The organism is Megamonas funiformis (assembly GCF_010669225.1).
Lineage (GTDB): Bacteria > Bacillota > Negativicutes > Selenomonadales > Selenomonadaceae > Megamonas > Megamonas funiformis.
This window is the reverse complement of the sequence record NZ_CP048627.1, coordinates 1908261-1920948: the sequence shown is the minus strand read 5'-3', so window position 1 is coordinate 1920948 and position 12688 is coordinate 1908261. Positions and strand designations below refer to the sequence as shown.

Below are 12688 nucleotides of genomic sequence, written 5' to 3'. Positions count from 1 at the left end.
TAATGAAAAAAGAACAATTAGAAAAAGTCCAGGCTGAAGTTTCGGTCTGGACTTATTTGCAATCTTTACCACCTAAGAAAAATAATTTTAAATTAAAAATATTGATGCAAGAAGTGGCTGACACGTTTTTAATTTATAGTTATGAAAATGATGATTTAAAACGAAAAACAACGATTTATTATCATGAAGAAACAAAAGAATATAAACTGTTGGTAACTATTGGGCTTACGGAATTTTGTGCTATAGAGTATATTTCTGAAAGTCTTGATAAACTGGAAAGAATTCTAAAAGAGCGATTTGATAATCTATTAGGAGATATTTCTCATTTTAAGAGAGAGCATATAAGTTCTATTATTGAAGATAAAGCTATTATGGATTGGGAATATATTGATAATTTACCAAAAGAAATAGATGGTTTTAAATTATTTATCAATCCTAAAGAGCCTGTGAAGATAATAAATGGTTCATATATTATCATTGATTATTGTGACTTTAGTAAAGAAAGTAATTTTATTATTTATTACAATGTTTTTAGAGATGAATTTTTTGGTGAAGCACGTTTGCATCGTATACCAGAGGTAACGTATGAATATGATTGTTCAGAGTTAAAAGATTTAGAATCACTTTTAGCAAAGAACTTGCAAGCGACTTTGCATAAAATTCGTGAGCGTATATAAGAGATATCGAAGGGTATCTCTTTTTTTTATATATAACAATATGTAATAGAAAACCAAAAATAATGTAATTGTTTTTCAATAAATTAAAAATTTTTAAAAATTTTTTTCGCCTTAGAAGGATTTAAAATTTTTATAAAGAATTAGTAATATATATAATTTCAGAAGGGTGGAATAAATATGGACGCACCAAATCCTGTATTAATTATGGTTATTAATATGACAATAGTATTTGTAGTATTGTACATTCTAGGCTTATTTATTAGGCTAATACATGTTATTGACCCTACAAGAATAAGAAAAGCTGAACCTAAAAAAGAAGAGGTAAAGCCAGTTGAGCAGGTTCAAGTCCCTAAAGATGATATGGCAGATAAAACTTTAGCAGCAATAATAGTTACTTCTTTAATGGCTTATGGATGTAAAGATTTTGAAATAAAATCAATAAGAAAATTATAGTATTATGCAATATAATCATAGAGCTATAAAGAAAGTATATAAAAGAATGGGAGGCATTATAATATGGATGCTTTTTTAGTGGCAATTCAATCTGTTTGGACAGATAGTGGATATGTAGCCTTGAACATGGGAAATATTACTATGATAGTAGTTGGACTTATTTTATTATATTTAGCAATTGGTAAAGGTTATGAACCTTTGCTTTTAACACCAATTGCATTTGGCTGTGTATTAGCAAATTTTCCAAATAATGGTTTCCACGAAGGTGTTATGTGGGCTATTGGTCAAGGTATTCAGATGGAAATTTTCCCACCACTTATCTTTTTAGGTGTAGGTGCAATGACTGATTTTGGACCACTTATTGCTAATCCTAATACATTGATGTTAGGAGCTGCTGCACAATTTGGTGTATTTGTGGCTTTAGGTGGAGCAATGTTACTTGGCTTTAATGTTCAAGAAGCAGCTTCCATTGGTATTATTGGTGGCGCTGATGGCCCTACAGCTATTTACTTAGCAACAAAATTGGCTCCAGATTTATTAGGTGCTATAGCAGTAGCAGCATATTCATATATGTCCTTAGTACCACTTATTCAACCACCTATTATGCGTTTATTTACAACTAAAGAAGAACGTGCTATAAAAATGGGTCAGTTAAGAGAAGTTACTAGATTTGAACGTATTGTATTCCCTATTATGGCTACAATCATTATAAGCTTATTATTACCACCTATTGCTTCTTTAATTGGTATGTTGATGCTTGGTAATTTATTCCGTGAATCTGGTGTTACAGATAGATTATCTGATACATCACAAAATGCACTTTGTAATATAGTTACTATTTTCTTAGCATTAGGTACAGGTCTTACAATGTCTGCTGATAAATTCTTGCGCTTACAGACTGTAGAAATTATTTTCTTAGGTTTAGTTGCATTTGCTGGTGGTACAGCAGCTGGTGTATTACTTGGTAAAGTAATGTGTAAATTGAGTGGTGGCAAAATTAATCCACTTATTGGTTCAGCAGGTGTATCCGCTGTGCCAATGGCAGCTCGTGTATCTCAAATTGAAGGTCAAAAAGCAAATCCTAGTAACTATTTATTAATGCATGCTATGGGTCCAAATGTTGCAGGGGTAATTGGTACAGCAGTAGCTGCAGGTACTATGCTTGCTATGTTCGGTGGCTGATAGAGATAAAGGAGTAATTGATAATGAAACAAAAAAGATATCATGTAATTGTAAGCGGTACAGAATTTTTTCTTGATGTAGAACAAATAGGTGGTACACAAGACGTTCCTATGATTGGTAGACAAGAAAATAATATTAGTTGGAATAGATATGGTAGAGAACATATTAATCCTTCACAGAAAAAATAGCTAATAATAAAATAAAAATATATATGCAATAAAAAAGGTAAGTTACTTAATATAATTAATAAAGCAACTTACCTTTTTTGTTTATATTTTTATATTTAATTAGAAGTGAAAATTTTATTATTTACCTTCAACAAAGTTTAAAGCATTTAATGTTTTTTGAGCAATACCATGCATTTTTTCAGCAGAAATAGAGCAAACTGCAATTCTTACACCGCGTTTTAATGGTACAGCGAAGATTAAATCGTCATGTAATTTATCGCAAACAGCAGCAGGATCGCTAGATGGAATGGATAAGAAGAAACCTGCTTTATAAGGTAATGCTTTAAGACCGCAAGCTTTTGCTTCTTCCATGAAAATTGCACCACGTTGTTTAATAGTTTGATAAATAGCATCGCGTTCTGCTTCAAATTGAGCAAGTAAAGTTTTATCTTGATCGATAGCAGCAAGTGTAGCCATAGCGCCACGGTTGATATTAGACCATGTAGCACGGCTTGTATATTTGCAGACATTTAAAAATTCAGTAGTAAGTTCTTTGCTAGAAGAAAGACCAACCATAGCACCAGTACGTTGACCATAAAGTGTATAACCTTTAGACATACTGAAAGCGAAAATAGTGAAGATATTTTCAGGAAGATTGGAGAATTTTCTCATGAATTTGCGACATTCATTTTTTTCACCGGCATAGTCGATGTAAGCGATATCTACAAGTAAAGTGATTTTTTTATTGCCACCTTTAGCATGTTCTTTACAAACATCAAGAACTTTATCCCAATCTTCTTCAGATAAGCTATATCCTGTTGGATTATGTGCAGGAGTATTGATGATGATAAGTAAGGAGTCTTGGTCCGCTAAAAGAGTATTTACTTTATCTGTGAAACTTTCGATATTATAGTTCATATTTTCATCGAAAAGTTCATATGTTTCTAATTTACGGCCAGCTTCTTGACATAAAACGTTATAAGTACCCCAATACCAATCAGAAGTTAAAACGCTATCGCCAATTTCAGAATAATTCCAAATGGTATTATGTATAGCACCAGTACCACCAGCAGTAGCAACAGCTTCAAGGTATCCGTCTGGTTTATTATCAGCAAATGTAAGATTTTTTACAGCTTCAAGATATGCAGGAAGACCAATGATAGGAGCATAAGCAGCAAGTTCATTTGTAGGTAAGGAGCGAAGAACTTTTTCTACTGTAGGAATGCAAATAAGTTTGCCTTCGTCGTCCATAATAGCACCAATTGTACCATTAGTTACTTTGTTTGCTCCATATTTTTGAATAGCTTCATTGCAAGCAGCACTTGCACCAAAAATGACATCTTTCAAAACTTTTCCTGTACTATGAGATGCAACCATACTAAAACTCATATGTAAATTCCTCCTAAATATAAAAGACAAAATTTATTTGATTAATAACACTGTTAACTGGGAACTCTTATGATTATACTACAAATTGTAAATTTTTTTTATATATATCCATCATGTATACATGTATATTTTTTTATTCATTATGTTTTAAGTTAGTGGATTTATTCTAATTATAAATTGACTAAAGTTCTCAATAAATGTTATAATCAGCTTATTATCTGTTAACATGTAACAATTTTAAAACACAGATATAAAGATTATGTAATAAATATAAAATCAGGAGGCAAATAAATGGCAATTAAAAAATTTCCTATTTCTCAAGAAAGATTAGAAGAAATTATAAAAGAATATCCTACACCTTTCCATATTTATGACGAAAAAGCAATTCGAGCAAATCTTCGCCGTTTTAAGAAGGCTTTTGATTGGGCTCCTGAATTTAGAGAATATTTTGCAGTAAAAGCAACACCAAATCCTCGTATTTTACAGATTATGCAAGAAGAAGGAGCAGGTGCAGACTGTTCTTCTTTACCAGAATTATTACTTGCAGATGCGTCAGGTATTCATGGTGAAAAAATAATGCTTACTTCTAATGATACTCCAGCAGATGAGTTTCAAAAAGCTATTGAATTAGGTGCTATTATCAATTTAGATGATATTACACATATTGAATATTTAGAGAAAAATGCTGGTATGCCACAAGTTATGTCTTTTAGATATAATCCTGGTAACTTAATTGAAGGTAATGATATTATTGGTAAACCAGAAGAAGCTAAATATGGTTTGACTAAAGAACAGATGCTTGAAGCTTATAAAATAGCTATGGATAAAGGTGTTAAACGTTTTGGTCTCCATACAATGGTAATTTCCAATGAAACTAGACTTGAAGGTTTATTATTAAATGCTAAAATTGTTTTTGATTTAGCTGCTGAAATCGCAACTAAATTAGGTATCAAATTTGAATTCATCAATTTAGGTGGCGGTATTGGTATTCCTTATCGCCCTGAAGATAATGCTGTAGATTTAGAAGCATTAGGCGAAGGCGTGCATAAATTATACGATGAAATTTTAGTGCCAGCAGGTCTTACTACTACTGCTATTGCTTATGAATCAGGTCGTGCAATAACAGGTCCTTATGGTTATCTCGTATCTACTGTATTGCATCAGAAAAACACTTATAAAAATTATATTGGCTTAGATTCTTGCATGGCAAATTTAATGCGTCCAGCTCTTTATGGTTCTTATCATCATATTGTTGTTGTTGGTAAAGAAAATGAACCTTGTGATCATGTATATGATGTAACTGGTTCTTTATGTGAAAACAATGATAAATTTGCTATTGATCGTAAATTACCTAAGATTGATATTGGTGATCGCATTGTTATGTTTGATACAGGTGCACATGGTCATGCAATGGGCTTCAATTATAATGGTAAATTGCGTAGTGCGGAATTATTATTACATGAAGATGGTTCTGTAGAATTAATTCGTCGTGCAGAAACAATTGAAGATTATTTTGCTACATTATATTATGATGGTTCCGTTTTAAAAAAATAATAGATAATAAATAAGTAAGATAAAATGAAAAACCTCGTTAAAAGTTATCAGAAAGCTTTTAACGAGGTTTTATTTTGTACTTTAGTTAGTTGAGTACGCAGAGCGTGCGAAACAAAAAACCACTCGTTTTACGAGTGGTTAATAAGTTTCTTATAGAAATAGAAATTCTCCTCTATTAAAATAATAAGTGTTCAAGTCATTATTAAAGAGAGGAGAATTTCTATGGAAAGAAGTTTAGCACATACAAGATGGATGTGCAAGTATCATATAGTATTTACCCCAAAATATAGAAGAAAAATTATATATAATAAATTGCGTAGAGATATTGTACAAATAATAAAAGATTTATGTAAGTGGAAAGGCATAGAGATAATAGAAGGGAAAGCTATGCCGGATCATATTCATATTTTGGTTAAGATACCACCAAAAATGAGTATATCAAATTTTATGGGGTATTTAAAAGGAAAAAGTGCAATGATGATATTTGCAAGACATGGAAATTTAAAATATAAATTTGGAAACAATAATTTTTGGTCAACAGGATATTATGTATCGACAGTAGGACTAAATGAAGCAACAATAGCGAAATATATAAGAGAACAAGATACGTATGATAAAATGATGGATAAAATAAGCACAAAAGAATTAAATGATCCCTTTAGGGATTGTTAAGTAATCAGTGCACAATGGCTTGAACGAAGAGAAAGCCAGCGTCATTTAGGCGCTGGCTATTGTTAAAAGCCTTATAGGCTTGTGCAAGCCACACGTTTTACGTGTGGTACTGACTATATAAATTTATTCGGATTTTGTTTGTGTATCGTTTGTAGATATTGGCTCTATTTTAGGTTGAGTGTGGTTTTCAATACAATCTTTGGTGATGATAACTTTTCTTGGTTCATCAGATTGAGGAATTTCATACATTATATCAAGCATAACATCTTCTAAGATACCACGAAGACTTCTAGCACCAGTTTTGCGTTCGATAGCTTTTTTAGCTACAGCTAAGAGTGCATCATGTTCAAATTCTAATTTTACTTTATCCATAGCTAATAATTCTTGATATTGGCGCACAGGTGCATTTTTTGGTTCAGTTAAGATTTTTAATAAATCATCTTCAGTGAGTTCTTCAAGTGTGCAGATAACAGGTAAACGACCGATAATTTCTGGAATGATACCGAATTTTATCAAATCTTCTGGGCGAACTTTATGGATTAAATCATTAAATACTGGTTTATCATTTTTAGTTTTAACATTTGCTCCAAAACCAATACCACTGTTATCTGTTTTTAAACGTTTGGCGATGATTTCTTCAATGCCAACGAATGCACCGCCAACAATGAATAATATATTAGTAGTATCTACTTTAATAGTAGGTGCTTCTGGATGTTTACGTTGTCCTTGAGCTGTGAATTCAACAACGCCACCTTCCATCATTTTTAAAAGACCTTGTTGTACACCTTCATGACCAGGGTCTGCTGTGATAGAGTTATTAGCACCAGATTTACGAGCAATTTTGTCAAATTCATCAAGATAGATTATACCATGCTCAGCTTTTTCAATATTTTTGTCGGCAGCATAGTAAAGATTTCTTACAGCAACTTCAACGTCAGAACCAACAAAACCTGCTTCTGTGAGGCTAGAAGCATCAGTTACAGCAAATGGAATATCTAAGAGTTTAGATAAATGTTGAAGCATAGCTGTTTTACCACAACCAGAAGGACCAAGCATAATTACATTAGATTTTTCGATATTCATATCGCGTTTATCATGAGTATAACCATATTTCATGCGTTTATAGTGGTTATATACAGCAACAGATAATATTTTTTTAGCGCGGTCTTGGTTGATGATATATTGATCTAAGAATTCTTTGATGACATGAGGTTTATTTTTAGCTAAGATATCATCAAGACTATTTACGAATTTGCGATTTTGAGATTTTTCATCACGTTTATCATGTTCAACAATATATCCATAAATATCTTTGATACAATTTTTACAGATAGCAAAACCTGTTTGAGGGTCATAAATAGGCATATCATATTGGGAACGTATAGTTATATTGCGTTTACAAAAACTACATACATGTTGCAAATCATTATTATTTTTCTTCATAAAAAACTTATCCCTTCTCTATTATCAAATAAAAACATTATATCAGATTTTATAATTAACTTATTTTATTATAAGTATTTACAACGATATTTGCAATTACTATTGATTGTTGATAAAAAATATTGTAAACTAATGTAGTTCGTATAACTAAAGCTTGCAAGTATGTCAAGTCTGTGATATAATCAATCAGTAAATGTCAGAGAGTGAGGTGCGACAGAATGAAACAAGGAATCCATCCTGATTATAAAGAAACTACAGTTATCTGTGGTTGTGGCAATACTTTTAAAACTGGCTCTGTTAAAGGTGAATTACGTGTAGACGTTTGCTCCAAATGTCATCCATTCTTCACTGGTCGTCAACGCGACATGGCAGCTGGTGGACGTATTGAAAAATTCAACAAACGTTATGGCAAAAAATAAAAATACGAATGCTAAGCAGAGCAGAAATGCTCTGCTTCATTTATATTTAAAAATAAATACTAATTATAGATTTATAATTAAATAAGGTAGGTGGATTTTAAGTGTCAGAAAAATTAATGGTAGGTGGACAAGCTGTAATTGAAGGTGTAATGATGCGTGGCCCTAAAAAAGTGGCAACAGCAGTAAGAGAACCTTCTGGCGTAATTACAGTTGATGTAAAACCAATAAATTCTCTAGCAGAAAAATATCCTATATTTAAAAAGCCATTTTTCCGTGGCATATTATCCTTAGGTGAGTCATTAGTTATGGGGCTTAAATCCTTAACTTATTCAGCACAGATGGCAGGAGAGGAAGAAGCAGATAAGCTTACAAATAAAGATATTGCAATTACTATGGTTATATCTTTATGTGCAGCTATTTTATTATTTGTAGTAATTCCTACAGCTTCTGTTAATTTGATTACTACAGATAGTCATGTGGTTATGAATTTATGGGAAGGATTAGTCCGCATGATTGTTTTCTTCTTATATATATATGGCATATCGAGAGCTAAAGATATTCAAAGAGTATTTCAATATCATGGCGCTGAACATAAAACAATTCATGCTTATGAAGCTGGCGTTGAATTGATACCAGAAAATGTACAGAAATTTTCTCGATTACATCCACGTTGTGGAACATCATTTTTATTAATTGTTATGATTGTCAGCATTTTTATGTTTTCTTTCTTAGGTTGGCCAAGCCTTTGGGAACGTATTATTTCTAGGGTTTTATTATTACCAGTAGTAGCGGGTATATCTTATGAATTAATTCGTTTTGCTGGTCGTTCTAAAAATAAAATAGTACATGCTATTTCTTTGCCAGGTTTGTGGTTACAGTATCTAACAACTAGAGAACCTGACGATTCAATGATAGAAGTTGCTGTAAAATCTCTAAAGGCTGCTATTGAAGTAGAAGAAACAGCAAAAGTAGAAACTAAAAATGATGATACTATAGATAAACAAGATTTAAATGATTTGAAAGTAAATGCTAGTATTTGATATAGTATTTTATTATAGAAATAAATAAATGTGTAAATTAAAATTAGCGGAAGGTTTTTATTAGCCTACCGCTAATCTTTTAGTTGAATAAAATTAATGAGGTGGAAAGGCATTGTTAGATAAGTTACAAGCAGTTGAAGATAAGTATTTAGAATTGGAATCTTTGATTAGTGACCCAGATATTATTGCAGATATGCCAAAATGGCAAAAATATAATCAAGAACATGCTGCACTTACTGAACTTGTGGATAAATTCCGTGAATACAAAAAAATATGCAAAACAATAGATGAAGATAAAGCTATGTTTGATGAAGATATAGATGATGATATGAGACATATGCTTGAAGATGAAGTAAAAGAATTATCTGCACGTAAAGAAGTATTAGAAGGCGAGTTTCCTATTTTATTATTGCCAAAAGATCCAAATGATAGTAAAAACGTTATCATGGAAATTCGTGGTGGTGTAGGTGGCGAAGAGGCTGCTCTTTTTGCTGGTGATTTATTCAGAATGTATTCTCGTTATGCAGAAATGCAGGGCTGGAAAGTTGAAATGCTTGATGCAAATCCTACAGAACTTGGCGGATTTAAAGAAGTATCTTTCTGTATCAATGGTTATGGTGCTTACAGTAAATTAAAATATGAAAGTGGTACTCATCGTGTACAGCGTGTACCACAGACTGAATCTTCTGGACGTGTGCATACTTCAGCCGTTACAGTAGCAGTTTTACCAGAAGTTGAAGATGTAGAAGTAGATATTAAAGCAAATGAATTGCGTATTGATACTTACTGTGCTAGTGGTGCTGGCGGTCAGTATGTAAACAGAACAGAAACAGCCGTACGTATTACTCATATTCCAACAGGTATCGTAGTACAATGTCAAGATGAAAAATCTCAGCTTAAAAATAAAGAAAAAGCGATGAGAGTACTTCGTGCAAAAGTACAAGAACAAGCTCAACAAGCACAAAATAATGAAATTGCAGCAGATAGAAAATCTCAAGTAGGTTCAGGCGATAGAAGTGAACGTATCCGCACATATAACTTTCCTCAAGGTCGTGTAACAGACCACCGTATTGGGCTTACACTTCATAAATTAGATTTTGTTTTAAATGGTGAAATTGATGAAATCATCAATGCACTTATAACTGCTGATCAAACTGAAAGATTAAAACAGGTAAAATAATATGGAAAAATCAAGAGATGTATGGACTATAAGTTCTTTGTTAAATTGGACAATTAATTATTTTAAATCAAAGGGTATAGAGTCTGCTCGTCTTGATGCTGAAGTGCTTCTGTCTCATGTTTTGGGACAGAAGCGAATTTATTTGTATGTGCATTTTGATGAGCCTATGGAAGCAAAAGAATTGGCAAAATTTCGTGAATATGTAGCCAAAAGAGCTCGCCATATACCTGTAGCGTATATTTTAGGTCAAAGAGAATTTATGGGACTTGATTTTAAAGTTACAAAAGACACTTTGATACCTAGACCTGATACTGAAATTTTAGTAGAAAATACTATAGCTAAAGTAAATGAAAATTTTGGTGATAAACAAAGTTATGATATTGTAGATATTGGCACAGGTAGTGGAGCAATTATTTTATCTTTGCTCAAAAATTTGCCTAAAGCAAAAGGCTTTACAGTGGATATTTCTGCAAATGCTGTAGCTGTAGCTAAAGAAAATGCTCAGAATTTGCAAGTAGATGATAGATGTGAATTTTTTGTAGGCGATTTATTTGAGCCAGTAAAAGATAAAGTTTTTGACGTGATTGTATCTAATCCGCCATATATTCCGCAAAAGGATATAGCAACTTTAGAAATTGATGTTAAAGATTATGAACCATTATTGGCACTTACAGATAATAAAGATGGGTTGAGCTTTTATCAAAGATTATTTACTCAAGGCATGAAATATTTAAAAAATGGTGGTTTTATGGCTGTGGAAATAGGCATTTATCAAGCTGAACCTGTGAAACAGATGGCAATAGATAATGGTTGGCAAAATATAGAAATCATCAAGGATTATGCAGGTATTGACAGGGTGGTATTGGCATGGAAACAGAATTAATAAAAATAAATTCAATAGATGATGAAGCTTTAAAAAGAGCTGGGCAATGTATAAAAGATGGTGGTTTAGTAGCCTTTCCAACAGAAACAGTATATGGATTAGGCGGAGATGGTTTAAATGAAGTAGCAGCAAAAAATATATATTTGGCTAAAGGAAGACCATCAGATAATCCTTTAATTTTGCATATCAATGACCAAAAAATGTTAGGTCGCATTGTGAGTGAAGTAACACCAATGGCAAAAAAGATAATGACTGCTTTTTGCCCAGGCCCTATCACGATTATTTTACCGAAAAGCAATATCGTACCAAAAGCAGTAACTGGTGGTCTTGATACTATAGCAGTACGTATGCCAGATAATGACATAGCCAGAGCTTTGATTAAATATGCTGATACACCAATAGCGGCACCAAGTGCCAATATTTCAGGTAGACCAAGTCCAACAACAGCACAAGCTGTTTATAAGGATTTACAAAGTAGAATAGATATGGTTTTAGATGGGGGAGCTTGCCAATTTGGTGTAGAGTCTACAATTGTAGATTGTACAGAAGATGTTCCTATCATTTTACGACCAGGAGCTATTACTAAAGAAATGTTAGAAGAAATTTTCCCTGTAGTGAAAATTGATAAAGCTATTGTTGGAGCTAATGTAGTACCAAAAGCTCCAGGCATGAAATATAAACATTATGCACCTAAAGTGGATATGATTTTAATTGAAGGTGATAACGAGAAGATGTCATCATCAATAAAAGAGATTTTGCATAAGTATGAAAATGAAGGAAAAAAAGTTGGCTTACTTGTAAGCGATGAAGTGGCTAATGAATTAAATCATCAAAATACTTTTTCCTATGGTAGCCAAGAAAATTTAGCGCAAATAGCTAGTGAAATATATGAAGGTTTGCGCTATTTTGATGATAAAGATGTGGATATAATTTTAGCACAAGGTACAACAGATAAAGGCATAGGGCTTGCTATTATGAATAGGTTCCATAAGGCTAGTGGCTTTAATAGTATTTTTATTTAATCCTTTGATTAACTTTTGTATTATGATAAAATAATCATAGTATGAAATAATTGAGCTTTAGCTATTAAAGCTATAAGGAGGGAAAGACTGGATACAGTCGATTAAGATGAAATTAATTATTGGTAGTGACCACGGTGCTGTGGATTTAAAAGAAGAAGTAAAAAGAGTATTAAAAGAAGAATTTGCTGAAGTAGAAGTAGAAGATGTAGGAACTTTTGGCACAGAATCTGTAGATTATCCAGATATCGCTGAAAAAGTTTGTACACCAGTAGCTAATGGCGAAGCTGATAGAGGTATTGTACTTTGTGGTACAGGTATTGGTATTTCTATTGCTGCAAACAAAATCAAAGGTATTAGAGCTGCTCTTTGCCATGAAACATATACAGCAAAAATGTCTCGTGAACATAATAATGCTAATGTTTTAGCAATGGGTGGACGTACAACTGGTTTTGAAATTGCAGATGAAATCGTGCGTACATGGATGAAAACTGAATTTGCTGGCGGTCGTCATGAACGTCGTGTAAATAAAATCATGGCTTTAGAAGCAAAATAATAAAATCAATCTCTAAAATTAATTATTATAAATAATTAATAACCCTTTAGGTGG

14 protein-coding genes are annotated in these 12688 nt (G+C 32.3%); 12 read left to right on the top strand and 2 right to left on the bottom strand.

Features of this window, described 5'->3' with window-relative positions; all coding sequences use genetic code 11:
• Positions 1-2: 2 nt before the first annotated feature.
• The 4 genes from GXM21_RS09710 (at position 3) to GXM21_RS12865 (ending at position 2500) form a co-directional block, all read left to right on the top strand.
• Positions 3-677, top strand: a complete 675-nt coding sequence (locus tag GXM21_RS09710; RefSeq protein WP_008539986.1) for a hypothetical protein — start codon at positions 3-5, stop codon at positions 675-677.
• Between the two features lie 177 nt (positions 678-854).
• Positions 855-1130: an OadG family protein gene (locus GXM21_RS09705; RefSeq protein WP_008539987.1), complete on the top strand. Its 276-nt coding sequence runs from the start codon at positions 855-857 to the stop codon at positions 1128-1130.
• Positions 1131-1193: 63 nt separating this feature from the next.
• The gene (locus tag GXM21_RS09700) at positions 1194-2312 is read left to right on the top strand and encodes a sodium ion-translocating decarboxylase subunit beta (RefSeq protein WP_008539988.1); all 1119 of its coding nucleotides are present in this window, start codon (positions 1194-1196) and stop codon (positions 2310-2312) included.
• 23 nt (positions 2313-2335) lie between these two features.
• Positions 2336-2500, top strand: coding sequence for a hypothetical protein (locus GXM21_RS12865; protein ID WP_008539989.1), 165 nt, complete (start codon positions 2336-2338; stop codon positions 2498-2500).
• A gap of 117 nt (positions 2501-2617) precedes the next feature.
• Here GXM21_RS12865 and GXM21_RS09695 read toward each other — a convergent pair whose 3' ends face one another.
• Positions 2618-3868 carry a pyridoxal phosphate-dependent aminotransferase gene (locus tag GXM21_RS09695; RefSeq protein ID WP_008539990.1) on the bottom strand — a complete coding sequence of 417 codons (1251 nt, stop codon included), beginning with the start codon at positions 3866-3868 and terminating at the stop codon, positions 2618-2620.
• Between the two features lie 291 nt (positions 3869-4159).
• On the opposite strand from GXM21_RS09695, the gene lysA reads away from it, so the two are divergent.
• Entirely contained in the window at positions 4160-5422 is a 1263-nt protein-coding gene (gene lysA / locus GXM21_RS09690) for a diaminopimelate decarboxylase (protein ID WP_008539991.1), read from the top strand.
• A gap of 222 nt (positions 5423-5644) precedes the next feature.
• On the top strand, positions 5645-6094 hold the full coding sequence (gene tnpA / locus GXM21_RS09685; protein ID WP_008538396.1) for an IS200/IS605 family transposase: 450 nt from the start codon (positions 5645-5647) through the stop codon (positions 6092-6094).
• A 123-nt stretch (positions 6095-6217) separates the two neighbouring features.
• Here tnpA and clpX read toward each other — a convergent pair whose 3' ends face one another.
• Entirely contained in the window at positions 6218-7537 is a 1320-nt protein-coding gene (gene clpX, locus GXM21_RS09680) for an ATP-dependent Clp protease ATP-binding subunit ClpX (protein ID WP_008539992.1), read from the bottom strand.
• Positions 7538-7755: 218 nt separating this feature from the next.
• Between clpX and rpmE the strand changes: the two genes are divergently transcribed.
• The 6 genes from rpmE (at position 7756) to rpiB (ending at position 12634) form a co-directional block, all read left to right on the top strand.
• On the top strand, positions 7756-7956 hold the full coding sequence (gene rpmE, locus GXM21_RS09675) for a 50S ribosomal protein L31 (protein ID WP_008539999.1): 201 nt from the start codon (positions 7756-7758) through the stop codon (positions 7954-7956).
• Between the two features lie 101 nt (positions 7957-8057).
• Positions 8058-8996, top strand: coding sequence for a DUF1385 domain-containing protein (locus GXM21_RS09670; protein WP_008540001.1), 939 nt, complete (start codon positions 8058-8060; stop codon positions 8994-8996).
• A 112-nt stretch (positions 8997-9108) separates the two neighbouring features.
• Complete coding sequence (prfA, locus tag GXM21_RS09665) at positions 9109-10176, top strand: peptide chain release factor 1 (protein ID WP_008540005.1); 1068 nt, start codon at positions 9109-9111, stop codon at positions 10174-10176.
• Position 10177: 1 nt separating this feature from the next.
• On the top strand, positions 10178-11059 hold the full coding sequence (prmC, locus tag GXM21_RS09660) for a peptide chain release factor N(5)-glutamine methyltransferase (protein WP_008540007.1): 882 nt from the start codon (positions 10178-10180) through the stop codon (positions 11057-11059).
• Complete coding sequence (locus GXM21_RS09655; RefSeq protein WP_008540008.1) at positions 11044-12081, top strand: L-threonylcarbamoyladenylate synthase; 1038 nt, start codon at positions 11044-11046, stop codon at positions 12079-12081. The genes prmC and GXM21_RS09655 overlap by 16 nt, the downstream gene beginning before the upstream one ends.
• 106 nt (positions 12082-12187) lie before the next feature.
• Positions 12188-12634, top strand: a complete 447-nt coding sequence (rpiB, locus tag GXM21_RS09650; RefSeq protein ID WP_008540009.1) for a ribose 5-phosphate isomerase B — start codon at positions 12188-12190, stop codon at positions 12632-12634.
• Positions 12635-12688 lie beyond the last annotated feature (54 nt).

What these genes read in the sequence shown, in the direction of transcription:
- GXM21_RS09710 (WP_008539986.1), top strand. Translation starts at nt 3, where the DNA reads ATGAAAAAAGAACAATTAGAAAAAGTCCAGGCTGAAGTTTCGGTCTGG.
- GXM21_RS09705 (WP_008539987.1), top strand. Translation starts at nt 855, where the DNA reads ATGGACGCACCAAATCCTGTATTAATTATGGTTATTAATATGACAATA.
- GXM21_RS09700 (WP_008539988.1), top strand. Translation starts at nt 1,194, where the DNA reads ATGGATGCTTTTTTAGTGGCAATTCAATCTGTTTGGACAGATAGTGGA.
- GXM21_RS12865 (WP_008539989.1), top strand. Translation starts at nt 2,336, where the DNA reads ATGAAACAAAAAAGATATCATGTAATTGTAAGCGGTACAGAATTTTTT.
- GXM21_RS09695 (WP_008539990.1), bottom strand. Translation starts at nt 3,868, where the DNA reads ATGAGTTTTAGTATGGTTGCATCTCATAGTACAGGAAAAGTTTTGAAA.
- lysA (WP_008539991.1), top strand. Translation starts at nt 4,160, where the DNA reads ATGGCAATTAAAAAATTTCCTATTTCTCAAGAAAGATTAGAAGAAATT.
- tnpA (WP_008538396.1), top strand. Translation starts at nt 5,645, where the DNA reads ATGGAAAGAAGTTTAGCACATACAAGATGGATGTGCAAGTATCATATA.
- clpX (WP_008539992.1), bottom strand. Translation starts at nt 7,537, where the DNA reads ATGAAGAAAAATAATAATGATTTGCAACATGTATGTAGTTTTTGTAAA.
- rpmE (WP_008539999.1), top strand. Translation starts at nt 7,756, where the DNA reads ATGAAACAAGGAATCCATCCTGATTATAAAGAAACTACAGTTATCTGT.
- prmC (WP_008540007.1), top strand. Translation starts at nt 10,178, where the DNA reads ATGGAAAAATCAAGAGATGTATGGACTATAAGTTCTTTGTTAAATTGG.
- GXM21_RS09655 (WP_008540008.1), top strand. Translation starts at nt 11,044, where the DNA reads ATGGAAACAGAATTAATAAAAATAAATTCAATAGATGATGAAGCTTTA.
- rpiB (WP_008540009.1), top strand. Translation starts at nt 12,188, where the DNA reads ATGAAATTAATTATTGGTAGTGACCACGGTGCTGTGGATTTAAAAGAA.